Here is a 26241-nt window from a genome sequence, read left to right on the forward strand (position 1 = left end):
TTTTAAAAGAATTACCACATTAAAATCGAGACAGGTCCAAGAGGGCAAGAGGTCGGTATAGAGCGACAAAAGCCGGGGCCGCGAAAGAAACGCAATGCGTTTTTTTCGTGGTCCCGGTTTTTTTATTCACGCATACAAAAATTTATAGAGCCCATGAAAATCCAAAAGGATTTATCCCAGCAAACTAAACCCCACAGTCGAGTGAAAAAAATTGCCGCTCTGGCAATGTCATTCAACGTGATCCTTTCACAGGCCTTTTGTCTGGCTTTGCCATTCATTGCAATGCCTACCGCAATTGCGCAAGAGGTTGTCGAAAACAACGCCACTGTTTTTCAAAATGGCGCTATGAACTTTGGGGTCATCACACAACAGGGTGGGACTGGAAATAACACAGAGATTGATCAGCAGGGTAGTTTCAATGAGGCCACAGTGGAACAGGATGGTTCGGGTAACCAGGCCTTTGTAAACCAGGTCAACGAACTGGAAGAAGGGGACCAGGGCGTACTTGAGGATCTGTTGATTCTTGATCCGCTGGCACCCGGTGGTGGCGGCGGTGAGGGTGGTTTTCTCGGCAATCTCGCAGCCAACACAGCCGATATCTCCCAGGTTGGCGACGATAACTTTGCTGAAGTCAATCAGGATGGAATGCTCAATGAGGCTACTCTTGAGCAGAATGGATTTTCCAACCATGCCTTAATTGAGCAGGTTGATGAAAACATGTCCATCGAAGTTACCCAGACCGGAGACAACAACCGGGTTGAATCCAGCCAGACATCCGGCAGCCGCAACGAAGCCACCGTGGTTCAGACGGGTAATAACAATCTCGCCACAATCACTCAGGTAGATTTCCAGAACGAAATATTCATTACCCAGCTCTCGGATGATAACGAAGCCACTGTAAGCCAGGATGGTTCGATGAACACAGCCACCGTGGTGCAGGAAGGTGGAATCGATAACATTTCGCTCATCGAAACCCTGGGGGTCAACAATACCGCTGAGATCACCCAGGACGGTAGCAACAACAATGCCTCCATCATGCAGGACGGTACATTTAACGAGGCCATCATCTCGCAGACCGGTAGCGACAATATGGCAAGTATCACTCAGGACGGATTCCGAAATGAAGGGCTGATCGAGCAGATTGGTATCGGCAACATCGCCAGCATCATCCAGGACGGTTTCAACAACCTGGCTTCCATTCTGCAGACGGGCAACGGGCACAACGCCTCCATCGAACAGACCGGAAATAACAATAATGCTGAAATTATCCAGGAAGGTTCGCCCAAAACGATCGCGGTAACTCAGACGGGCAATCAGACCTTCTTTATTCATCAGCAGTAAAGAACGGGGTAACTGAAGATGAAACGTTTACGAAATATTACTCTCGCTACAGCAGCTGCTTTATCGCTGGCTCAATCCGGTGCCGAAGCTGGCAATCGTGTTGTGGTCAAGCAGAGCGGTGGCGGAGTGACGGAAGTTAAGCAAAGCGGAAGTAATAACAAGGCGACAATTATTCAAAAGAAAAATAAAGCGCAAAAGTCCGCAGATAAAAATTCCGGCGATTCACAAATTGCCATAATCCGGCAGGAAGGTGACAACAACAGCGTTGTTCAGGAACAGGAGGGCGGGGACAACGTCGCTCTCGTTGACCAGACCGGAGAACACAACTCAGTAGTTCAAACACAGCAAGGCAGGGACAACCTCGCACTCTCCATTCAGGAGGGCGAGGACAATGTAATTGCTCACACCCAGATTGGGGATGGGCATTCCCGCACCGTGACCCAGTCCGGAAGCGGAAAAAACATGGTCATTACCCAGTCCGAATCAAAAAAGTAAAAGACTGGATCTCGATTAGTTTTTTTTAAGTGTTTTTGTTTCTTTTTTTTAAGTTTTTATTAATCACAATAATTTTGGAGAATTCAAAATGGCTAAGAAAACTCTCAAAGCCCTCGCGATTTTATCCTTGTTGGCGTTTCTGAATGGAACGGCAATGGCGGACAATAACGCGACTTCAACCACAACGGGTAACGACAATACCTCTAACATCACCCAGTCCGGTGATGGTCAGACAGCTGATGTAGATCAGAATGGTGACGACAACACTTCGGATGTTGACCAGTCCAACCTGGACAACACCGCAACTGTAAACCAGAGCCAGGGTGAAAACGATTCTGATGTAAATCAGAGTGGTGTGGGCAACGTTGCTACCGTTGACCAGGATGACCTGAACGAGTCTACAGTTGATCAGTCTGGTGATGACAACATTGCTGATGTTAACCAGATTGGCAATCCTACTGCTCCTGAGAACACCCAGAACATTTCTACCATCAACCAGTCCGGTAGCGGGAACAGCGCGACAGTTGACCAGGATGACCGCAACATTTCTAACATTGATCAGTCCGGCGATGGCAACACCGCCAACGTCAGCCAGATCATTGCTCAGGGTTTTGACGACAACGATTCTGATGTTCAGCAGTCTGGTGATGACAACGTAGCAAACGTTTCTCAGACCGGTCACAATAACACCTCCCTTGTTAACCAGGAAGGTGACCTGAATGACGCGAACGTTACTCAGGAAGGTGACAACAACGATTCAATTGTTAACCAGTATGGTGATGAGAACCTGGCTGATGTTTCCCAGACCGGTGACGACAACGTTTCCAATGTTGAGCAGGACGAGCTGAACGACGCGACTGTTAACCAGTCTGGTGACCGCAACAACGCGGACGTAAACCAGAACGATGCAGTGGCTACTTTTGACGGTTCCGGTGGAAACTCTGCTTCTATTGACCAGAGCGGTAACGACAACCAGGCGACTGTTAACCAGTTTGATCCTACCGATTTTGGTGGTTCTAAAGGCAACACCGCCGACATCGATCAGAGCGGTGATTTCAACCAGGCGACTGTTAACCAGAACAACGGTTCAGTTCAAACCAACCTGAACTCTTTCGATAACACGGCTCTAATCGACCAGAGCGGTGACTACAATGTGGCAACCGTATCTCAGGACGATGACAACTCCGCGACTGTACTGCAGACCGGTTTGGGTACAGCTGTCGATCCGAACACCGTGACCATTACCCAGCACAACGGTGGTGATGTAGCGGATGCAGAACAGCACATTGGTGAAGGCAACACCATCACCATCAACCAGGAAGCTTGTTGTTCCGAAAATGCTGGCGCCAACAACTTTGCGACTGCGATTCAGAGTGGTTCTTTCAACACGACCACCATTACGCAACTCCCGTAGTTTGAATCTGGCTTTCCGGGGCCTTGGGGCCCCGGGAATTCAGTTTACTAATATTGAGTTTCGAAGTTTGGAGACAAAACAATGTCAAAGAAAGTTTTGAGAGCCCTTACGGTACTAGTGGTAATGGCGTTTATGAACGGCTCTGCATTTGCCGCCAACAACGCCACGTCCACGACCACGGGTTCCAATAACAATTCGGCTATCACCCAGTCCGGTGATGGTCAGACAGCTGATGTGGATCAGAATGGTGATAACAACGATTCTGATGTACAGCAGTCAGATGCAGATAACACGGCTGATATTGATCAGGATGGCGATGACAACCTATCAACTGCTAACCAGTCTGGTGCTGGTAATACCGCAAATGTTGATCAGGATGACACGAATCAGGATTCCAATGTCGAACAGTCGGGTGATTCAAACCTCGCTAATGTTACGCAATCGGGTGATGGTCAGATCTCTGATGTAAATCAGAGTGGTGACCTTAATACAGCCGATGTTGTTCAGGCTGGCGCGGATAACTTGTCTACAGTCGATCAAAGTGGTGCTGAAAACCAGGCCACCGTGGATCAGGATGGTGACGAGAATGATTCAGATGTTAACCAGTCCGGCAATGTCAACACAGCGAATGTTGATCAGGACGGTGAGGATCATGAGTCAACCATCGATCAGTCTGGTGATAGCAACAATGCAGAAGTGACCCAGACCACATCTAACAACACATCTGATGTTGATCAGAGTGGTAACGGTAACAACGCCATTGTAAATCAGGTTAACGATCTGGACTTCTCTGAAGTTTTCCAGTCCGGTAACGACAACGAAGCTTTTGTTGATCAGGATCGTGGAAACCAGTCCACCGTTGATCAGTCTGGCGATGACAATACCGCTGATGTAAATCAGATTGGCAACGCTGTTGGCACCAATGTTGGCAATGAGTCCACCATCACTCAGTCTGGTGACTTGAACACCGCGGTTGTTGATCAGGATGATAACAACGAGTCCACCATTGAGCAGCAGGGTGACCTGAACCTGGCAACTGTTGATCAGACCGGATTTAGTGGAACCGACACCAACACGTCGGACATCCTGCAGATCGGTGACGGCAACATCGCCGATGTGACTCAGAACGGTAACCTCAACGAGTCCAACATCGTTCAGCGTTTTGGGAATGATGCCATTGTTATTCAGTCTGGTACTGAGAACGTTTCCAATGTTGACCAGGGCGATTCCAACACGGCGGAAGTAACTCAGTCTGGCGACCGGAACCTTTCTGACGTGAATCAGCATCATGATCCTTTCGAGTCTGATTCCAATGAAGCATATGTCACGCAGTCTGGTAACGATAACGTTTCTACTGTTAACCAGAACGGTGTAATTCCAAACGGAAAGTCTGTGGATAACACTGCAACTGTAGAGCAATCTGGAGATTGGAACGTTGCGACTGTTACCCAGGACGATTTCAACACCGCATCGGTATTGCAGACCGGTTTAGGAACGGCTGGCGATCCGAACACGGTTGATATCACTCAGTTCAACGATGGCGATTTTGCTGAGGCCGAGCAACATGGCGGCGAAGGCAATGCAATCACCATCAATCAGGAAGCTTGTTGTAATTCCAATGTAGCTCCATTTGGCGCTAATAACTTTGCGACTGCGATTCAGACCGGTACGTTCAATACGACGACCATCACGCAGCTTCCTTAGTTACACGGTAAAGCATCCGTTTCCCCGGGGTTTTCCCCGGGGAAACAATCGGGTGTTTAGCAGTATTTGGGGTCAAAATTTTTACAAACTTGAATTTTGAAATATAAAGGAAAATTTAAAAATGGCTAAAAAAACTTTGAAAGCACTGGCAATCTTATCCTTGTTGGCGTTTCTGAATGGAACGGCAATGGCGGACAATAACGCGACTTCAACCACAACGGGTAACGACAATACCTCTAACATCACCCAGTCCGGTGATGGTCAGACAGCTGATGTAGATCAGAATGGTGACGACAACACTTCGGATGTTGACCAGTCCAACCTGGACAACACCGCAACTGTAAACCAGAGCCAGGGTGAAAACGATTCTGATGTAAATCAGAGTGGTGTGGGCAACGTTGCTACCGTTGACCAGGATGACCTGAACGAGTCTACAGTTGATCAGTCTGGTGATGACAACATTGCTGATGTTAACCAGATTGGCAATCCTACTGCTCCTGAGAACACCCAGAACATTTCTACCATCAACCAGTCCGGTAGCGGGAACAGCGCGACAGTTGACCAGGATGACCGCAACATTTCTAACATTGATCAGTCCGGCGATGGCAACACCGCCAACGTCAGCCAGATCATTGCTCAGGGTTTTGACGACAACGATTCTGATGTTCAGCAGTCTGGTGATGACAACACAGCAAACGTTTCCCAGACCGGTCACCTGAACACCTCCCTGGTTAACCAGGAAGGCAACCTGAATGACGCGACTGTTGATCAGACTGGTGATAATAACGATTCAGTTATTAATCAGCTTGCTGATGAAAACGTTGCAGATGTGACCCAGTCCGGTATTGACAACGTTTCTACGGTTGATCAGGATTTGCGCAACACGGCGACTGTTAATCAGAGCGGTGAACGCAACAGCTCTGATGTGAATCAACTTGGTGGTCAATATGAATCTCGTGACAATACGGCATCAGTTACGCAGTCTGGTGATGACAACATCGCAACTGTCAACCAGGATAACGGCATCCTTCCGATCGGCATTTCAGTTGACAATGACGCTACGATTGACCAGAGCGGCGACTGGAACGTAGCGACCGTTTCTCAGGATGATTTCAACACAGCAAATGTCCTGCAGACCGGTTTGGGTACGGCTGCTGATCCGAACACCGTTACCGTCACTCAGATTGATGACGACGATGTGGCCAATGCCGAGCAGCATGGCGGCGAAGGCAACGTGATCACCATCACTCAGGACCAGGCTTGTGTTGTCGGCGGTTGTGGCACTTTCAACAACGCAACTGCAATCCAGACGGGTGCGTTCAACACGACCACGATTAACCAGAACTAAGTAGTGTAATCCCGTTTCTCCGGGGCTTTTAAGCCCCGGAGACCGGTTAACCATAAAAGGTAAAATTGGAGAAACGAATCATGTCTAGGAAAACCCTGAAAGCCCTGGCCGTTCTGGTGGCCCTGGCGTTTTTGAGCGGCCCAGCTTTAGCCGACAACAACGCCACGTCCAACACAACGGGTACGGGCAATGCCTCCACCATCGACCAGAGTGGTGACGGTCATAATGCCGATGTTACTCAGAACGGTGATAATAATGATTCCGATGTTGACCAGAGCGCTTTTGATAACACTGCAACGGTTCAGCAGTTGGATAACGACAGTGTCTCCGTGGTTGTCCAAAGTGGGAATGGTAATGAAGAAGAGCAAGGCGGCGGTGGTGGAAATAACGCCAATGTCCTCCAGTTTTCAACCGACACCTCAACGATCAACCAGTCCGGTAACGAAAACGATGCAACCGTTATTCAGGAAATTGCCAACAGCTCTGATGTAGACCAGAGTGGTGATGGCAACACGGCATTTGTCGGTCAGCTTGGTAACCCGGATCCAGTCAACTACGCCAACATTTCCACCATTGATCAGTCGGGTAATGACAACGATGCAATCGTTCGTCAGGATGATTTCAATGAATCCAACATCAACCAGACTGGTGATGGCAACTCTGCAACTGTAGATCAGATCGGCTTTGTTGGATTTGATTTCAACGGTTCTGACGTTCAGCAATCTGGCGATGACAACACCGCGGATGTTGACCAGAGTGGTGACTTGAATATTTCCACTGTTGACCAGAGTGGCGACTTGAACCAGGCCAGTGTCAACCAGAGTGGCCAGGCAAATGGTTCTACCGTTGAACAGTTTGGTGATAACAACGGAGCCAATGTCAGCCAGAGTGGAACGTTGAATAGTTCCCTCGTTCGGCAACAGACAGACAACAGTGCTTTGGTTGACCAGTCCGGTTTTGCCAACTCATCTACCATTCTGCAGGACGGCAATATCGGCAACGCACCTTCTATTGGCAATGCAGCTAACGTCAACCAGTCCGGTGAATGGAACGTAGCCAACGTTTCCCAGGATGACAATAACACTGCGTTTGTAGACCAGAGTGGTGTGGGTACGGATGTTAACCCCAATACGGTTGATATCAGCCAGTTCAACGATGGGGATACTGCCACTGCAACCCAGCTCATCGGCGAAGGCAACAGCATCGTGGTTGAGCAGGAACAATGTTGTTCCAGCACGCCTCCAACGGGTGCCAACAACTTTGCTGACGCTCTGCAGGCTGGCAACAACAACTCAACCACCATCATCCAGTTGAGGGACAGCCCTCCTCCGGGTGGCGGATTGTTCTAGTTCGAAAATCAGGAGCTTTATGTCCATGCGGAGACGGCCAAAATTTAAGCGAATCAACGTCGTATCCCCAAGTCATTCCAGGGGCATGAGGGTTCTAGTAAAAATATCATGTTGTCGCACACTCCCCCAGGTTGGGCAGCATGGTAGGCCATGCTTTCAAGGCCATTTAGCCCCGGGCTCCTGGAGTTTTCTCCAGGGCCTGGGGTTTCTAAATTTAAGTTTTACCGGACCCGGGGTGGTGAACTGATGTTCAGGAACGGGTCGGAACAAATGAAGGTGGATTCCATGAGCCAATTGTTTTTAAAAGCGTGCTTCAGTGCAGCCCTGATAGGTTTTTTTTCTACCCCGGCTGTCGCGGACAACATCGCGGACTCCAGAACTACAGGAGATGGAAACCTTTCAACGATTGATCAGGCTGGTGATGATGTTACCGGTGCGAGTGAAGCTTTAATTGTCCAGTCTGGTGATAGGAATAGTTCAGAAGTCGGGCAGGGTAAAAGTACTGGAATAAGGCAACACGGGCCGCGCAGTGCTAACGTGGCACAGACCGGTGATGACAACCAGTCCAGGGTTGAACAAAACGGTCCGAACAACACCGCAGATGTCGAACAAACAGGTGCCGGAAACGAATCGGATGTTCAGCAGGGCAGTGTCGATTTGGCTGATGACAACGAGGCAAACGTTGTGCAGATGGGTGATGGAAATCTTTCGACAGTGGTGCAAGCCGAAGGCATACCCACCGGCCGACGCCAGCACGGTTTTCGCCAGGTAACGGTTTTCCAGGATGGCATCGACAATGTTTCGATGGTAGTTCAGCAAGGCCCAAACAATTCTGCCAGTGTCGAACAATTTGGAGAATTAAACGAATCTGAAATTTTCCAGGATGGTGGCGATGGCACTTCCCAAAACACAGCAACGGTGTTTCAGTCCGGTAGAGGAAACAGGTCCAGGATTGATCAGGCCGGAAAACCGACCGGTAAACGATAAACCAGGAGGACCAGAAAAATGAAACAAACGATTTTAAAAGCATTAGCGGGAACAGCTTTAATCGGTTTTTGTTCGACTCCGGTCTTCGCGGATAACATTGCTGAATCTGAAAGCACTGGCGACCACAATGTTTCGACGATTAATCAGAGTGGGGATAATCAGGATGGCAAGGTCACTCAAAACGGCAACCACCTGACCTCGACCATCAATCAGATTGATTTCGCCAATAAATCGACCGTCAAACAGGCTGGCGAACATAATATTTCCACGATCAACCAGGAAACCGGCAACACGGCGATGGTGGATCAGGGGGGAAACCACAACACGTCAACCATCAATCAGGACGCGAACACCAACAACCTTGGTCGGGCATACTCCAGCGGCAATACTGCGGATGTTACCCAGCGCGGGAAATATAACCAATCGACTGTGAACCAGTATGACACCAATAATGCAGAGGTGGACCAGACGGGAACGGGTACCAGTGAAAACCCCAATACTGTGGTGATCAACCAGTTTAAAAACGAAGATACCGCTATTGCCGCCCAGACCGGTGGTGCCGGAAACTCTATCGAGATCAACCAGACTGTTTGTTGTAATGGAGGAGACCGGTCGGACGTCAAGAATTTCGCCACTGCAGAACAACACGGTAGCTTCAACACAACCCTCATTAATCAACAGGCACTGGAAACTCAGGGTCAGGAAAGATAATTCCCGACTCCTCTTCCTGAAAACAGGAAAATTCAGAGTTGGAATCAGAAAATAAGTGGATTTTTAATAAAACAGGCCGATGAGGGAAAAGGTCCCCTTCGTCCTGTTTTTTTTGACCCTAAGCGTGTTTGTAGGTCAATAAATTTCAAAGGTTTTGCGGTTTTTCATGTTGACAGAAATTGTAATTGAAAATATGATGGAGCGCACTGCCTAATGCTTTACCGGCGATAGATCGGTGTTAAAAATCCTGTTGAGCCCAGGTTTTGTGGATGAATAAAATGAAAAAGTCCTCAACCTTTAATTGGTTGCTCTTACCAGGGTTGGCACTGGTCCTGATTTTCGCTTCAACAGCCCACGGGCAGATGGCCAGTGATGAAGGGTTGGGAATTACCGGCCTTATTCTGGACGAGACCAAGACAAAAGGCGGGCACGACTTTTACGATTTTTTCACCATCAACTGGCGAGCTGTAAAAGGGGTAGAGTACACCATTCATATTGCGGAGCAGCCGGATCGGGCGCGTGGTAGTTTCATCAAAATTTCGATTAACGAAAAACAGATTTATTTTCAAAGACTAAATCCACGGACCGATGCAATTGAAGAAGCTGCCAAGCTGGCAGTACAAAGAACACGATACATACTGGTAAAAAGACTCTTCACCAGCAATGAACTGGACGGAGCGCCTTAATAGAAGAAATAAATCCGTTGAATAACGGGAGTCGCAGGATGAAAAGAACAATACAAAAGACAATTTTGGGAATGCTGGCTGTAGGTTTTTTCAGCACACAGGTTTGGGCAGGAGAAATTGTTTACACTCCAGTTAATCCGAACTTTGGCGGAAGTCCTTTCAATGGAGCCTACTTATTAAGCAATGCTGGACAACAGAATGGTTTTGAAGCCCCGCCCCGTGATGCACGCGATTCGGCAGCAGATTTTGTAGAAAGGCTGGACCGAACCATTCTTAGTAGACTTTCCCGTGCATTAACATCCGACATTATTGCAGAGGATGGGAGTATCAATACGGGTGAATTTTCTACTGGGGTAAATACAATTGTGGTATCTCAATCGGGTGGTGCAACCGTTGTTACAGTGACCAATTTAATTACAGGCGAAACAACAAACATTACAATTCCTATTGTTCCTTGAATTTAATGACTGGAAACTCATTGATGTTAAAACTAATTACCGCTTCCATTCTGGGTTCTTTATTACTTCTTGGTGGGTGCAGTCACAAAATCCAGCCTGTCAAATCTGCCAAGGCGCAACTGGGTTACAAAACACAATCTCATCTTGAACTGAGAGCCCTTCCCGAGCCGGCGCAACCCATCATTGTCGTGGTCTACAAGTTCCGGGACCAGACCGGCCAGTACAAGCCGGGGACCGGGACTACAGGTTGGTCGACAGCGGTTACTCAGGGTGCAACCTCCATGCTCATCAAAGCCCTGCAGGATGCGGGCGATGGCAAATGGTTCACTGTTCTGGAACGCGAATCCCTGCCGAATCTACTCAACGAACGTAAAATAATCCGGCAGACCCGTAAAGAATACGACGCTAAAACGAAGGGTGCCAGAGTTCAAAAGTTACCGCCCCTTCTCTTTGCTCCCATCATGTTGGAAGGCGGTATCATTGCTTATGAAAGCAATTTGATAACCGGCGGTCTTGGCGCACGTTACCTTGGAATTGGTGCGAATACCAAATACCAGCGGGATATGGTCACCATATACCTGCGAGCCATTTCGGTCAAAAAGGGTCTGGTATTAAAATCGGTCACCACCAATAAAACGATATTTTCCATGGGAATGGATGCCGGTGTTTTCAAGTTCGTCGGTTTCCAGGAACTCTTGGAAGTTGAAGCTGGGTTTACAACCAATGAACCACCACAGATGGCCGTTCTGGAAGCGATTGAAAAAGCAGCCTACAGCCTCATCATGGAAGGGGTGAACGAGGGTCTCTGGAAATTCAAGGATCCCAAGATTCAGGCGAAATTGATGAAAAAGTATCTTCGGGAAAAATCAGCAATCGTCACAGCAGAGTTCGATCAGAAAGGGAATCTCATAGCGGTAAGAGATCCTTCCAATCCAAAATATGGCAAAAAATTTAAGCGCAAAGGTCCGCGCCGAAGATAAGTGAAATTATGAAATCTATGAAAAAAATCATACAAAATTTTCCAAAGGTTACTCTAGCCCTAGGGTTGGTTCTATCTTTTTGTCTTATATCTCCAGCCCAGGCTGGTGATTATGGAAGTTCTGGTCAGCCCTATTTTAGCTTGTCAGCCCAAGTCGTTTCCCCTGATGCAATAGATGTAGAGTCTGCAATTGGTTTTCCTAATGGTGGGATCTTAACGGCGCGGGATGCGAGCCTTGACTTTGAAGTAGGCTGGGGCGTTACCGGTGCCTTTGGCTGGCTTTACGATTCCAACTGGCATTATGAAGTGGAGTTAGGCCACAGGGCTTTTGATTTGGCGGATGGGTTTGCTACAGGAAATGCTCAACCTGTAACTGGGGAATGGAATACGCAAACATTTTTTATTAATGGTGGCTACGATTTCCGCAGTGACTCATTCATCACTCCTTATTTGGAAGTAGGTCTTGGGGCGGCATTGCACGAAGTAACGATTGAAGGTTTTAGCAACCTTCCAGTCATTCCAGCAATCAGTGAGCAATTTCAAGTAACCCCTGCTGTTCAGGCTAAAATGGGTGTCAATCTGGAAGTGGCAGACGACATGGATATTGTATTAGGCTATCGTTTCGTAACAGCCGTAAACCCTGACTTTGATGCAATAGCTTTCGACCGCTTGGACATCCACAATTTCGAATTAGGTCTGAAGTTCTATATCGAAGACTGGATCAACTGACGCTTTCTTCCGTACAGCAACTCCACCACAGCCCTTTGGGTTGTGGTTTTTTTTTGTCTGTAATCGCTAAAGAGGCTGGTTTTTCAGTATAATGCCTTTAATCTATTCTTACCCGGGGGGGATAAATTGGGAGATGGCTCAATGCTCTTTGGCGAATATCTGGTAAAAAAAGGTCTGGTTGATGAGGAAGCTCTGGTGATCGCTCTCGATCAGCAACGCCAGCAAAAAAGACCTTTGGGGCAAATAGCCTTGAAATCCGGATTGATCAACAAAAAAGATCTGTTCAAAATTCTTACCGAGCAAAGAAAAACTGAGTCAAAGGATAAAAGTTTTGGTCTCATTGCACTGGAATTGGAAATTCTGACAATGGAACAGGTTGATGGTCTTGTGGCTTCCCAGTCCGAATCCAATTTTTTGCTGGGTGAAGTTTTGGTGGAGGATGGAGTGCTCAGCAAAAATCAACTCAACCAGAGTCTGAAAGAATTTTACGGTAACGAAGATGACGGTGATTGATCAATCATGATAGACCCACGCAGGATAAATTAAAGCCTGTGCAATTCATTAGATGTTATAGTTTTGATTGCTTGAAAAATTAAGTAAAAAAATTAGTTATTGAATATCCAGACCGATCATCCTCCAGAAAACAGGCTCGGCAAGTATTCTTACCCCCATTTCCTGGGCATCTTCCAGGTCGATTTCACTGTCGTCGCGGTTGGGGACAACCAGAAAATCCAGATCAGAAGTCAATTGGGAGACAACGGTCAAACCGTTTTCCATGGCAATAGATTGGGCAAACATCTCTGAGGGAATCATGCCGCGTACTTTGCATTGAGGCGGTCCCGCAAAACAGACTGACATCCCTTGAATTTTTTCCTTCGAGATTAAAAACCCGGCAGGTTCAGGAGAAGCCTGGGCTTCCTTTTTAGCGGTCTGCATCAATTCCGCATAATCCTGAAAGGAAATCGAAAGTAGTTTTCTAACGATTTCAAGATCCTCTTTTTCACCCTGGGTTATTTTGCCATCCCGCCAGGCCGCAATGAATAGTTCTTTCATGTAAGCCTTATGGGCATTTTCGATTTCTGTTTTGAACAGGTTTAATTCCATCGAAAGTTTGTTGAGTGCTTCAGTTTCATCCTCGGTGATGATACGGTCTTCGAGTATCTGATCGAGTAAAATAAGATATTGATCCAGATTTGCCGTTTCCTGGTGCTTTGCGTCGGCCCGTTCAACAAGGTTGTGCATTGTTTCTGTATGTTGAGGAGGGGTTTCCTGTTTTGGTGGGGGATCTGCCGCGGGAAATGGTGCCTCCGGAATAAACGCTGCGCCCTTTTTGGCAATATCCGGCCATTGGTTTTTTTCGGGAGGTTGACCCGTGATACCAAGATCTTTGATCGACTGGATTTTGAGTTGCTTGAGACCTTGTAAAAACACTAGTCGGGTGGCTTTTGCCTCCTCAAGGGCACTGCGGGTTCCTCCGTACGATAAGCCAAGTTCACGACACACATCCGGCAAGCGACGACTCTTGGGTTCGGGTACCAGTCTTCTGGCAAGTTCCAGTGTGCAGATGGAAGACAATTTTGGGAGTGTGTGTCCCAGGCGGTTGAATTCCTCTTTGATAAATAAAAGATCAAACACCACATTGTGGCTTATGAGCACGGCTCCAGCCAGGAAATCAATCATTTCGCCGGCGATGTCTCCAAATTCAGGTGCCTTCTTAAAGTCTTCATCATTCCATTTCCGATTTCGTGATGGAGGCAGCTCTCGATCGGGATGAATGAGGGTATGAAATGTGCGGAGAATTTTCCCCCGGGTATCCAGGCGCAGAATGGCGACTTCAATCAGACGATCGTCTTTCTCCGGAAAAAACCCGGTGGTTTCGGCATCGAATACGGCGAATTCCAAGCTCATTTTTTAGTACGTCTTAAAAATGGTTACAGTCTTTCAGGCTCGAAAAGTAAATCGGTTTTTCGTTGGTCTGTCGGAAGAAAAATTCTTAAACTCTCGAGGCCCGAAAGGATAGATCCAGAAGGGTTTCCTATTTCTTCCAGGGGTTGCCCGACTGAATTGCTTCGTTGCTACCACTCCATGAAATGATGAATACTTTGTTTGAAAACATTCCGCTTATGCAAAGCTTTCATCCCATAAGGAGGTCACTTTAAAATTATAATTCAACTGGAGAGAATACCGGCAGGAGAAATTTTAAAAGTCGCTTGAGGGACAAATAAAAATATTTTGCTTTGTGCTGGAAGGGGCTTATCCCACCTGATTTCAATAGATGAAGGGGGGGTGTCAAAAATAATTACAGCCGCTGTTAAAGAAACAAGGTTGCGTCAATTCAGGTGGGAAACGGAAGGGCGTCGACCGGAAGATTTTGAGGATCCTGATTTTTTTGGAGGAGTTTTCTTTTTGGGTTTCTTAAAGGGTTTGGTGAATGACAAGGCGATAACCTCGTCCATGTTTTTTACAGGATGAAAATTAATTTGTTTTCGAATTGATTCGGGAATTTCAGGGAGATCTTTTTCATTCTCCGCCGGAATGATCACATCTTTAATACCGATACGATTGGCCGCCAGCGATTTTTCCTTGAGTCCACCAATAGCCAGTACGCGCCCGGTGAGGGTCACTTCACCGGTCATGGTCAAATCGTTACGAGCCGGGTTGTCGGTAAGGGCTGAGATCAGTGCCACCGCCATCGTGATTCCTGCAGAAGGTCCATCCTTGGGTATTGCACCTTCTGGAATGTGAATATGAATGTCGATCTTCTGGTAAAAATCTTTGGTCAATTTGAATTGTTTGTAGCGTTTGCGAACATAACTGAGCGCGGCGTGGGCAGATTCTTTCATCACATCACCCAGTTTTCCGGTGAGCACCAGTTGGCCTTTGCCGGGAGTCAACACCACCTCAATCGAGAGCAGCTCTCCTCCGAACTCAGTCCAGGCAAGCCCGGTCACAACGCCGATTTCAGGCTCTTCTCTTTCCAGGTCGTCCGCGAATTTGGGTACGCCCAGAAATTTTGAAAGTTGTTTGGGTTTAATATCGACCGTTGTTTTTTTGCCTTTATTAACCACCTCCATGGCAACTTTCCGGCACAGGGTTCCGATCTCGCGTTCCAGGTTTCTTACACCGGATTCTCGTGTGTATTTTCGGATAACTTCCTTAAGAGCTTTGGAACTGAGCTCAAGGTTCTTGGATGTCAGGCCATGGTCTTCGATTTTTTTCGGGAGTAAAAACTTTTCCGCAATCGAAAGTTTTTCCGGCTCTGTATAACCGGGCAGGCGAATAACTTCCATCCGGTCTTTAAGTGGTTGCGGGATAGCTTCCAGCACATTTGCGGTACAGACGAAAAGAACCTGGGAAAGATCGTAATCTATTTCAAGAAAGTGGTCGTTGAAATTACAGTTTTGTTCGGGATCGAGCACTTCCAGAAGAGCCGCCGAGGGATCTCCTCTGAAGTCCATGCTCATTTTGTCGACTTCATCCAGCAGAAAAACCGGATTGAGTGCTTCGGCTTTTTTCATTCCCTGAATGATTTTTCCGGGAAGGGCTCCAATATAGGTGCGCCGGTGTCCACGGATTTCGGCTTCATCTCGCACTCCACCAAGCGATACCCGGACGAAAGGTCGGCCCGTTGCACGGGCGATGGATTTCCCCAGTGAAGTTTTTCCGACACCGGGTGGTCCGACAAGACAAAGGATCGGGCCTTTCATCTTTTTGACCAGTTTCATTACGGCCAAGTGTTCGACAATCCGTTCCTTGACTTTTTCCAACCCGTAATGGTCCTGGTCAAGAACCTTGCGGGCTTCGGTTAGGTCGATTTTAGTGGCTTTGGGTTTCTTCCAGGGCACATCGACCAGCCAGTCGATATAGTTCCGGACAACGGTTGCTTCTGCAGACATCGGCTGCATGGCTTCCAGTCGACGCATTTCCTTCATGGTTTTTTCATGAATGTCTTTCGGCATCTTGGCTTTTTTGACCTTGGCCATCAGCTCATCGATGTCGCTTTTGAATTCGTCGCGCTTGCCAAGCTCCTTCTGGATCGCCTTTAACTGCTCGTTGAGATAAAACTCACGTTGCGACCGTTCCATCTGTTTGCGAACCCGGCCGTGAACACGTTTTTCAATCTTGAGGATCTCCATTTCCGACTTGAGCGAATTCAGGATTTTGTTCAGTCGATCCGTCGGATTGTAGGTGTCGAGGAGATCCTGCTTGTCCTGCGTGGCAAAGGTAAGATACGAAGCGATGGTGTCTGCAAACTGATGCGGTTCCTTGATGTTGGTAACGGCAGATACCGACTCCAGGGGGATTTTCTGGTTCAGTTTGACGTACTGCTCAAAAGTGGTCTCGATGCTGCGCATGAGGGCCTTGACATCGGCAGTGACCTTGATGTTTTCATCAATTCGAATCACCTCGACTTCAACGTATTCGCTTTTCTCGGTGAACTCATTGATGCGCGCACGTTGGACGCCCTCAACCAGCACCTTCATGGTTCCATCGGTGAGTTTAAGAACCTGCAGGATATTGGCGATAGTCCCCGTTTCGTATATATCTGTCGGGGACGGGTCGTTATGCCCGGCGTTTCTTTGAGTCGCCAGAAAAATATTCTTATTTTCCGCCATGGATTCTTCGAGGGCCTTGACGGATTTTTCCCGTCCTACAAAAAGAGGAATAACCATGAACGGGAAAACCACGATGTCCCTCAAGGGAACCATGGGGAGTTTGACTTTCTGGCTGACTTCTTCAGACATAATTAACTGGCCTGTTTCTGGTTGGCGTAGACCACCAGCGGTTGTTCGTGTTTATTGATGACCTCTTCCGAGATGACCACTTCTTCAACATCGTCGCGCGAGGGCAGATCAAACATGATGTCGAGCATGATGTCTTCGAGGATAGAGCGAAGTCCGCGTGCACCCGTCTTGCGGGTGAATGCTTTTTCCGCTACCGCCCGAACTGCTCCGTCGGTAAACTTAAGTTTTACATTTTCAAACTCAAACAGCTTGCGATATTGCTTTGTCAACGCGTTCTTCGGTTGGGTCAACACTTGAAACAAGGCATCAGTATCGAGTTCGCGTAAGGTGGCCATAACGGAAAGACGACCCACGAATTCGGGAATCAAACCGTATTTAAGCAAGTCCTCTGGCTGCACCTTTTCAAAAATTTCGGTCATGTCATCGGATTTGGTCGAGACCAGCTCCTGCCCGAAGCCCATGGTTTTTTTGCCGATGCGGTTGCGGATGATTTTATCGAGGCCGACAAAGGCACCGCCGCAGATAAACAGAATGTTGGTCGTATTGACCTGCAGGAATTCCTGATGCGGGTGCTTGCGTCCCCCTTGTGGCGGTACGCTGGCCATGGTGCCTTCGATGATCTTTAACAGCGCTTGTTGCACACCTTCGCCGGAAACATCACGAGTGATGGACGGGTTTTCAGACTTGCGGCTGATCTTGTCGACTTCATCAATATAGATGATGCCGCGTTCGGCTTTTTCGACATCGTAGTCCGCCGCCTGCAATAGTTTCAGGATAATATTTTCCACATCTTCACCCACGTACCCGGCTTCGGTGAGGGTGGTGGCATCCACGATCGTGAACGGGACATCAATAATGCGCGCCAGAGTCTGGGCCATCAGGGTTTTACCTGAACCCGTTGGACCGATCAGAAGGACGTTGCTCTTCTGCAGCTCGACATCTTCCATTTCAATAGCAGAATCGACCCGTTTGAAATGGTTGTGGACAGCAACGGAGAGGATTTTCTTGCAGCGGTCCTGGCCAATGATGTACTGGTCGAGATGTTTGAAGATTTCGTGTGGCTTGAGCAGGTGTTTGAAGTCCTGGCTTTTTTCCTGAGCCCATTCTTCCACCATAATCTCATTGCACAGTTCAATACACTCGTCGCAGATGTAAACGGTGGGGCCGGCGATCAGTTTTTTAACCTCTTCCTGGCTTTTCCCGCAAAACGAGCAACGGTAATTACCTGTGGTAGTGGTTTTTTTCGCCATTAGATCCTCCAGTGTGAGTTGGGGGGGGGATGGATTAATCCTTGTCTTTCTTTGTTCCGGGTGCTTCCTCACGGCTGGTGATCACGTTATCGATCAGGCCGTATTCTTTTGCGGCTTCACCCGTCATGAAATGGTCGCGTTCCGTATCCTTGCGGACTTTTTCTTTTTTCTGGCCGGTGTGCTTGGCCAGAATATCGTCGAGAGAGTCGCGCAGTTTTTTGATTTCTTCAGCTTGAATCTGGATGTCCGTGCTCTGCCCCTGAAAACCGCCGGAGGGCTGATGGATCATGATCCGAGAGTTGGGCAGGGCATAGCGCTTGCCTTTGGCACCCGCCGCAAGAAGTAAGGCTCCCATGCTTGCTGCCTGACCGAGGCAGATGGTTTGAACATCCGGTTTGATGTATTGCATTGTGTCGTATATGGCCAGGCCAGAGGAGACAACGCCGCCCGGACTGTTCACATAAAGATAGATGTCCTGATCGGGCTCGTCGGATTCGAGAAACAGCAATTGGGCAATGATGAGATTGGCCATGTGGTCTTCCACCTGGCTGCCGATGAAGATGATCCGGTCTTTGAGCAGACGGGAATAAATATCGTAGGAACGTTCGCCACGACTGGTTTGTTCAACCACAATGGGAACGAGTTGGTTGGTGATTTGATTATGAATTTCCTGAAGTTGAGTCATAAAGGCAATCGATCTCCCGGGATTTAAGTCGTGGCCTTGCAGCCTTAAGAAAAAATCCCCACATACCACCTGAAAAGGTGGACAGGGGGGAGCCTAAATATAAGCTTTATAAAGGGTTTCACACATTGTCATTATCGGCTTTCACAGATTCCCTGTCAACCATTTCCTCTTTTACATTGATCTTATCGAACAAGGCATCCAGGGTTTTTTCCCTGCGAAGCCGGGTATGGAGCCTGAGAAGCGCCCCGCTTTGGGCCCACTCCTGCTTTGTTTTTTGCAGGTCGCCACCTCCCATAACGGTTAGAAACCCTTGTATTTCCTGATCTAATTCGCTATTGGTTACATCCAGATTCCAGTTTTCCGCCAGTTTTCCTATAACCAGTTCCTGCTGCAATAGCTTGACAGCATCCTCCCGATGCTTCTTTTCATCCTGCGGGGTAACGGGCACCTCATCGTTGCCAACTTCCTGTCCGGTCCCGGACCCGCCTTGAGGAGCATCTTTCTCCCGTTCTCTTTTGACCATGAACCCGATCTGCTCGCTTACCAGGCGTTCAGGAATATCAATGGGGTGGAGGGCACCCAGTTGTGCTGCTAAATCTACCCTGCATTTTTTCTGGGCCTGTTCTTTCTCGAACTCTTCCAGACCCTTTCGAATACCAGCCCGCATTTCCGCGACATTCTGGTAATTTTTGGAAGGATCAGATTTTTTGGCAAATTCGTCATCAATTTCAGGAGGCTCTTTGATCTGGATTCCTTTCAGGTTAACGCGGAAATCCATATCCGTTCCAGCCAGCATGGTATTCGGATGCTCGTCTGGCAGTTTGAGGCTGAACTCGAGTACCTCACCCACCTGAGCCCCCATGAGCTTTTCATCGAATCCCTCGATGAGGTTTTTGGAGCCGATCTGGATCACATAATCCTGCGCGGCACTTCCCGGGACAGGTTTTCCGTCCCGACTGCCTTCAAAATCGATTTTAACCAGATCACCGGTTTCCACACCCCGGTCCATGATAGGGATCGATTTCGCATTTCGTTCACGGTAAACCTCGATCACCTTGTCGATATCTTCTTCAGTGACTTTGGGGATTTTCAGAGTGATATCGATTTTTGAGAAGTCCTGAATTTCAAATTCCGGCACGATTTCAAGGTCGGCTGTAACGGTGATGTCCGTCCCCTCTTCCGCTTCTATATTGAGACTGCGCGGCTCCCCTATTGCCTTTAGCCCCTTTTCTTCAATAGCTTCGGCAATGCTGTCTGAGACCAGCTGTGTGAGAACCTCTTTTTTAACCTCCGGGCCAAAGCGCTTTTCCAGCATGGCCTGTGGGACCTTGCCCTTGCGGAAACCCGGAACGTTGACTTCATTGCCCAGCTTTTTGTAATAGATTTTTAGCGCATCTTTGTAGTTTTTAAGGGGAATTTCCAGCTTCAGTTTTCGGTTACAGGAATCGATGGTTTCAATGTCAATGTTCATAAACTCTCAGAAAATTTCGGGGTATTAAGAAACCTGCAGAAACAGGCGCAGTTATCCGGGATGTTGTTCTGTTTTCCTTAAATAAAACCGGTACAGGGTAAAAGCAATGGGTTCGGGTCCTTTTATTTTCAAAAGGGGTGTTTTTTTATTCCTGGGAGGAAGATCGGGCGCCCTGTTCCCGGGGCCGATTTCTCGAGAACACCATATTAACCCAAAGGCGGCTTAGAGGCTATGGGGAAGGGCCGAAATAGACAATAAAATGATGGTACCGACAAGAAGCCAGGAAGTGGTGTTTTGGGAGCCGCGGTGGTCCGGCGGCAAAAGTTGTCCGTTGGCTCCACGCGGGTTAATGGATAGTAAGAAACGTGATCCACGAAACTTTACACTGGCCGAGTGGCAACAGGATTTCAGGAGTGTTGGCACACGGCTCAATTTTCAAACTCCGTAATGCTCCCAACAGTGAATGGCCATGCTGCAAAACGTTCAGCCCGATCGCCCTCCGCGGAGGAGTGCTGGGCCGTATCTGATAGCGGCAAGGCGTTTACCCATGCTTTAAAGGAACGCGGTTTCTATCTGTCCCGAGGCGATCGGCGCGGATTTGTCGCCGTCGATTACCGGGGAGAAGTGTTCTCTTTTAGCCGCTGGGTGGGCGTTAAAGCAAAGGAACTAAAAAAACGGGCTGGGCGATCCCAAAAAACTCCCCGGCACAGAACAGGTCAAAACCGAAATCGCCAAAAACATGACCCAAATCCTGGAACTCCATATCAAGGAAGTTCACCAGAAGATAGAGAAGAAAAAAGAACCCCTACTCAAAACCAGACGAGCCATGCGGGACCATCACAGAAAATACCGTTCCCTTTTGAGGCAAAAACAGGAGGAACGCTGGAACCAGGAAACCATAGAACGATCAAAACGACTGCCCAGAGGATTGAAAGCCATCTGGTTCCGCCTTACCGGACGATACCAGAAAATCCGCCGCTTAAACGAGCGTGAAACCGAGAAATGCCGGGTTCGAGATCAGCAGGAAATGCAGACCCTCCAGGAACGCCAATTCAAGGAACGGCGAAAGCTTCAAGAACTTATCCGCCACGGTTTCAAGGAACACAATATGGAGCTATTCGAACTACGTCAGGACATCAGCCGGTATATGGGAATGGCAGACAGGGTTTCCAACCAGGACAGGTCAAGGAAGGAAAAATACCTCTCTCACGATCATCGCCGTTCATAATTACCTTGGAATTTTATTCGCTATACCTTGACTTTTTAAATTTCGATCTTATTAATTTATGGTGCCTTTGAACAATCCTAGAGCCTGACGAGCTTGTTCAGCCCAACCTGCATTATATAGGCAATAAGCTGCTTGGCCTGATCCCCTCCCTCCAAAATATGTAGGTTTGCGCTTTAAAGTGAAGACTTGATGGTAATTAAATAGCAAATTTAAAACATGTCTCAATAACGAAAAGGTTTCGGGATAGACTAGATTTTTTAAAAATAACAACTGGAATTGCTACTGATGAAATTGATTCAGAACAACCATATTGAACTAAACCGTACTTTTTTTCAGTTGTCGTCAGACTATGCGCATTCTGCGGATACGGACGATCTTGATATTAGGGAAGGGTTGGGGCTGAGAATTGGAACGGCTCTAAGCTGGGATGAGTTACTAAAAGAGCATAGGATTATTTTGCTTGCCGAGGCAGGAGCAGGAAAGACAGAGGAAATACGACTCACCACATTAAAACTTCGTTCCCAGGGGAAGCCCGCATTTTTTATTCGATTGGAAAATATATCAATTGGCTTAGAGAATTCATTTGAAGAGGGAAGCTATGAAGATTTCCAGAAATGGTTGGATTCCAACGACGAAGGCTGGCTACTTTTAGATTCAGTCGATGAGGCGCGACTAAAAGACCCCAAGGATTTTGAAAGGGCAATAAAATTCCTTTCTGGTCACTTATCTCCCGCCTTGCAAAGAGTAAACCTTATTATTACTGGAAGAGTAAATGCATGGAGACCAAAAACCGATTTAGCTCTATGTGAAAAGTTGCTCCCATTTACAGGCCCAACAAAAAAGGAAAAAAACGAGGTAGATCATGAAAAAGAGCTTACCACGGAAAATGAAATTCTTGCTCCAGAAAACAAACAATATGAAGCAGAATCAAAAGGAGAAAGCGGTGCTTTTAAGGTTTATTCATTAACCGATTTATCAAAGAGTCAAATTGAAGCCTTCATCCAAGGAAAGGGCATAAATGATACTTCTAAATTTATGGATGATATTGAAAGGCACGATGCCTGGGCTTATACAACACGCCCTCAGGACTTGGAAGAACTTATAGAGTTTTGGACGGACAACAAAAGGATCGGTACACGCTTAGAACTAATGCAAAACAGTATTGAGCGCAGATTAAGTGAGCGCGACCAAGATAGAGCCGACTCAAAACCTATATCTAATGCAAAAGCCCGTGAAGGGGTAAAACTGATTGCGGCGGCTACAACATTAATCCATGAGTTTAATATTAGGGTGCCTGATGGCAGTGGTAATCCTCATGGAATTTGTACTAAATCAATACTATCAGACTGGGATGACAAAGAATGTCTCACTCTTTTGGGCCGCCCCATATTTGATGAAGCCATATATGGTTCCGTTCGGTTCCATCATCGATCTGTCAGGGAATTCTTAACAGCAGAATGGATATTCGACCTGCTTAAAAAGGAAGCTTTCCGAAGAAATGTTGAAGGTTTGTTTTTTTGGGAACAATATGGAATGGAGGTTGTAAGGCCTTCCCTGAGACCAATTCTACCTTGGTTAATTCTGTTCGATAAAAAAATAAGGCAAAAGGTTTGTCGTATCGAACCTGAAATTATTTTTGAAGGCGGTGACCCTAGCAGATTACCTCATGAAATAAGGAGAGAAATATTAAATTCGGTCTGCAAAAAAATCGCCTCGCATGCTTCCAGCCATTCGGTCACAGACTATTCGGCTGTGCAACGCTTTGCCAACCCTGATATAGCGGATGATATTAAATCCTTACTCGAAGAATATAAAGACAACTCCGAGATTACTTCATTTTTACTGCGTATGGTCTGGCAAGGGCGCATTAAGGAGGCTCTTTCAAAAACCAAAAGGTTTGCTTTGAACAGTCAGACGGAAAAATACACCCGCATTGCCGCAATTCGCGCCTTGAAAGAAATTGGGAACGAGCAAGAATTCAAAGAAGTTCTAACTTCCTTTATTTCGGAGAATGGACCACTTGACCGAAGGTTGCTGTCTGAAATCGTAGATCGTCTGGATGCCTCAGAGGAATCTATGGAATTAGTTTTTGAAGCTTTGGAAAAGGTAAAAGATAAAAAAAAGTATAGCGCTGATGGTTTAAGCCAAGCTTTAATAAATTTTTCTAAACGCCTTGATTCTGATTTATTACCCCAATTTATTAGCTTTTCAGCCAAATTGATAAATCAACAGCCTCTAATTGAGCGTAGATACTGTGAAATTTCGGAGCGGTTTGGCTGGTTAATGAGTTCAACTGTACAAACAATTGAAAGGTTGGTTTTGGACCGCAACCCTGCCTCATTTAATTCTGACTGCTTGACTATCCTGATAAAGTTGCCAGCTTTCAAAGATTTTGTACCTTTTGAATCTAAATCTATTTCGGAGGATATTTCTAAATTAATTCGCGAATGGGATGAATTGAACCATGCTTTATTTTGGAAGAATGTTGAGGAAACAAGAAAATCCCTTCACACTAAAAAAGATAAAAAGCTAACGGATGTTTGTCAAGTATCCTTGTTTGGAAGGTATTGGAGTTTTGATAGAGATGACTTTGAGCGAATAAAGTCAGATATTTCCAAACGTGATGAGCTTGATGATAGGCTTGTTGCTTTATCTTTGGCTTTTCAAATTTACAAGGAAAACAACCGCCCTAGAAGCTGGCGTGAGAAACTAAAAAAGGTTGTCGCTAATGAGGATGTTTTAAAAGGAAAATTGGACGAATTATTAAACTCTGTCCAATCAGATGAATATAAAGAATACAAGAAGGAAGAAGCTCGGTGGAAACGGCAGGATAGAGGGAGAGAAGCAAAAAATCAAAAATATCATCAAAAATGGTTGGCCTGGTTAAAGGATAACACCGAAAACCTACGCGATAAAACATTGTCCAAGAAAGGAACAATTTCCACTGCTCAATATTATTTACATGAGGAAATGCGGGAAAAAAGTGATAACTCCATGTTTTGGACTTCGGGGAACTGGCCAATATTAATTGATAAATTTGGCGAGGAGATCGCTCAGGCCTTCCGAGATGGGGTTGTAAGTTTTTGGAGAAATTATAAGCCTTCCCTTCGTTCTGAAAAGGAGGAAAATAACAGTACCCCATTTAGGGTGATATTTGGTTTGACTGGGTTAAAAATTGAATCAAATGAAAATAAAGATTGGCCAAAAAGTCTTAATGAGGAAGAAACCAAATTGGCCTGTAGATATGCTTTTAGTGAGTTAAATGGTTTTCCCAACTGGTTTCCACGGCTCTATGAAGAACATCAGAATATAGTCCGTTCATGCATATTAAAGGAAATTGAATGGGAGTTGGGCGCCGAAGACCCGGAACATGAGAAGCACTACATACTCAGCGACATTAGTTCGAGTGGCCAATGGGTATGGAATGATATAGCCCCAGATTTATTAAAGAAACTGCAAAATGAACCAAATAACCTACGAAATTTAGACCATTTATTAAATATTGTGCAGAGTAGCGCAACCATTTCAGATAAAGAACTGGCTGACCTGGCCTCAGAAAAATGTAAATCACTTGATGCTACAGATCACCTAGGGCCTTGGTTTGCTGTTTGGATAGGAGTAGACCCAAATCCTGCGCTAGAAAAATTGTCAAGTTGCTTAGAAGGCTTTGAAGATAAAACTGCGGCCAATCTTCTTGCCATGAAGGTGATTGTCAATTTGATTGGGGATAGAGGAAGCAGGTCAAATGCAAGGGAGGGATTTAAAAACCCCAAAGATATTAAAAAACTCTATCTACTCATGCATGCATATATCAAAGTTGAAGATGACATTGACAGAACTGGAGGGGAAGCTTATTCCCCCGAATTGAGAGATAACGCCCAAGATGCAAGAGATAGATTGTTTTCAATATTAAAACAAATACCCGGCAAGGAATCATTCCTGGCTTTAGTTGACCTATCAAAGAACCACCCAGTTGAATCCTATCGAACTTGGATCATGCATAGCGCTAAGGAGCGCGCAGAAATAGATGCAGACCATCTGCCTTTGTCTGCCAATAAATTTTGTGAATTTAAACAAACCTTGGAATTCACACCCACAAATCACAGAGAGTTATTTGAATTAGCTTGCCATAGGCTATGGGATTTACAAGACGATCTTGAGGAAGGTGACAGTAGCAATTCTGCAATCCTAGATAAAATAAGAGAAGAGAAAGAAGTTAGAAAATACATCGGAAATTGGTGCAGAGAAAAAGCTGTCGGGAAATACTCAATACCTCAGGAAGAAGAGCTTGCCGATGGAAAAAAACCTGACCTTCGATTCCATGGTTCAGGGCTTGATGCCCCCGTTCCCGTAGAATTAAAATTGGCTGACAACTGGACCGGGCCAGAAATTTTTGAACGATTGGAAAATCAATTATGCGGAGATTATTTGCGTGACATTCGATCCAGCCGAGGAATTTTCTTGTTAGTTTACCGTGGTAAGAAAACTTCTTGGAAGATTCCAAATGGAAATTCTAGAGCTGGTTTTTCTGAACTAATAGAAGCGCTTGAGAAACATTGGGAGAAAATATCCACCAATTTCAACAATATTGAACAAATTGTTGTTATTGGAATCGACTTAACTAAACGCTCCAAAAGAAAAATAAATTAGATACCTTGCCT

Annotated in this window: 21 protein-coding genes; 16 read left to right on the top strand and 5 right to left on the bottom strand. The window is 46.5% G+C overall.

Going from position 1 to position 26241, the window contains the following annotated elements:
* The first annotated feature begins 153 nt into the window (after positions 1-153).
* The 13 genes from G3M70_06205 to G3M70_06265 all read left to right on the top strand — a co-directional run bounded on the left by G3M70_06205 (position 154) and on the right by G3M70_06265 (position 12714).
* Entirely contained in the window at positions 154-1341 is a 1188-nt protein-coding gene (locus G3M70_06205; GenBank protein ID QPJ61501.1) for a hypothetical protein, read from the top strand.
* 18 nt (positions 1342-1359) lie between these two features.
* Positions 1360-1836, top strand: coding sequence for a hypothetical protein (locus G3M70_06210; protein ID QPJ61502.1), 477 nt, complete (start codon positions 1360-1362; stop codon positions 1834-1836).
* An 88-nt stretch (positions 1837-1924) separates the two neighbouring features.
* Positions 1925-3250 (top strand): hypothetical protein, encoded by a 1326-nt coding sequence (locus G3M70_06215; protein QPJ61503.1) that lies wholly within the window; start codon positions 1925-1927, stop codon positions 3248-3250.
* A gap of 81 nt (positions 3251-3331) precedes the next feature.
* On the top strand, positions 3332-4954 hold the full coding sequence (locus tag G3M70_06220; GenBank protein QPJ61504.1) for a hypothetical protein: 1623 nt from the start codon (positions 3332-3334) through the stop codon (positions 4952-4954).
* Between the two features lie 121 nt (positions 4955-5075).
* On the top strand, positions 5076-6302 hold the full coding sequence (locus G3M70_06225; GenBank protein ID QPJ61505.1) for a hypothetical protein: 1227 nt from the start codon (positions 5076-5078) through the stop codon (positions 6300-6302).
* Between the two features lie 80 nt (positions 6303-6382).
* A complete protein-coding gene (locus G3M70_06230; protein ID QPJ61506.1) occupies positions 6383-7651 on the top strand; it encodes a hypothetical protein in 1269 nt (422 codons plus the stop codon).
* A gap of 285 nt (positions 7652-7936) precedes the next feature.
* Positions 7937-8638 (top strand): hypothetical protein, encoded by a 702-nt coding sequence (locus G3M70_06235; protein QPJ61507.1) that lies wholly within the window; start codon positions 7937-7939, stop codon positions 8636-8638.
* An 18-nt stretch (positions 8639-8656) separates the two neighbouring features.
* Positions 8657-9349: a hypothetical protein gene (locus tag G3M70_06240; GenBank protein QPJ61508.1), complete on the top strand. Its 693-nt coding sequence runs from the start codon at positions 8657-8659 to the stop codon at positions 9347-9349.
* A gap of 278 nt (positions 9350-9627) precedes the next feature.
* On the top strand, positions 9628-10035 hold the full coding sequence (locus tag G3M70_06245; protein QPJ61509.1) for a hypothetical protein: 408 nt from the start codon (positions 9628-9630) through the stop codon (positions 10033-10035).
* 38 nt (positions 10036-10073) lie between these two features.
* Positions 10074-10493: a curli production assembly protein CsgF gene (locus G3M70_06250; protein QPJ61510.1), complete on the top strand. Its 420-nt coding sequence runs from the start codon at positions 10074-10076 to the stop codon at positions 10491-10493.
* A gap of 23 nt (positions 10494-10516) precedes the next feature.
* The gene (locus G3M70_06255; GenBank protein QPJ61511.1) at positions 10517-11473 is read left to right on the top strand and encodes a curlin; all 957 of its coding nucleotides are present in this window, start codon (positions 10517-10519) and stop codon (positions 11471-11473) included.
* 17 nt (positions 11474-11490) lie between these two features.
* Positions 11491-12201: a porin family protein gene (locus tag G3M70_06260; protein QPJ61512.1), complete on the top strand. Its 711-nt coding sequence runs from the start codon at positions 11491-11493 to the stop codon at positions 12199-12201.
* Positions 12202-12342: 141 nt separating this feature from the next.
* Positions 12343-12714, top strand: a complete 372-nt coding sequence (locus tag G3M70_06265) for a hypothetical protein (GenBank protein ID QPJ61513.1) — start codon at positions 12343-12345, stop codon at positions 12712-12714.
* Between the two features lie 96 nt (positions 12715-12810).
* Here G3M70_06265 and G3M70_06270 read toward each other — a convergent pair whose 3' ends face one another.
* The 5 genes from G3M70_06270 to tig form a co-directional block, all read right to left on the bottom strand.
* Positions 12811-14109, bottom strand: coding sequence for a hypothetical protein (locus G3M70_06270; protein ID QPJ61514.1), 1299 nt, complete (start codon positions 14107-14109; stop codon positions 12811-12813).
* 422 nt (positions 14110-14531) lie between these two features.
* Positions 14532-16946 carry an endopeptidase La gene (gene lon / locus G3M70_06275; GenBank protein ID QPJ61515.1) on the bottom strand — a complete coding sequence of 805 codons (2415 nt, stop codon included), beginning with the start codon at positions 16944-16946 and terminating at the stop codon, positions 14532-14534.
* A gap of 2 nt (positions 16947-16948) precedes the next feature.
* Entirely contained in the window at positions 16949-18196 is a 1248-nt protein-coding gene (gene clpX, locus G3M70_06280; GenBank protein QPJ61516.1) for an ATP-dependent Clp protease ATP-binding subunit ClpX, read from the bottom strand.
* Between the two features lie 34 nt (positions 18197-18230).
* The gene (clpP, locus tag G3M70_06285) at positions 18231-18881 is read right to left on the bottom strand and encodes an ATP-dependent Clp endopeptidase proteolytic subunit ClpP (GenBank protein ID QPJ61517.1); all 651 of its coding nucleotides are present in this window, start codon (positions 18879-18881) and stop codon (positions 18231-18233) included.
* 118 nt (positions 18882-18999) lie between these two features.
* Complete coding sequence (tig, locus tag G3M70_06290; protein ID QPJ61518.1) at positions 19000-20352, bottom strand: trigger factor; 1353 nt, start codon at positions 20350-20352, stop codon at positions 19000-19002.
* A 259-nt stretch (positions 20353-20611) separates the two neighbouring features.
* On the opposite strand from tig, the gene G3M70_06295 reads away from it, so the two are divergent.
* From G3M70_06295 to G3M70_06305, 3 genes are all read left to right on the top strand, one after another.
* Positions 20612-20800, top strand: coding sequence for a hypothetical protein (locus G3M70_06295; protein QPJ61519.1), 189 nt, complete (start codon positions 20612-20614; stop codon positions 20798-20800).
* Between the two features lie 291 nt (positions 20801-21091).
* The gene (locus G3M70_06300; GenBank protein QPJ61520.1) at positions 21092-21580 is read left to right on the top strand and encodes a hypothetical protein; all 489 of its coding nucleotides are present in this window, start codon (positions 21092-21094) and stop codon (positions 21578-21580) included.
* A gap of 285 nt (positions 21581-21865) precedes the next feature.
* Positions 21866-26230, top strand: a complete 4365-nt coding sequence (locus G3M70_06305; GenBank protein ID QPJ61521.1) for a hypothetical protein — start codon at positions 21866-21868, stop codon at positions 26228-26230.
* The last annotated feature ends 11 nt before the right edge of the window (positions 26231-26241 follow it).

The sequence above is a fragment of the Candidatus Nitronauta litoralis genome, assembly GCA_015698285.1.
Classification (GTDB): domain Bacteria; phylum Nitrospinota; class Nitrospinia; order Nitrospinales; family Nitrospinaceae; genus Nitronauta; species Nitronauta litoralis.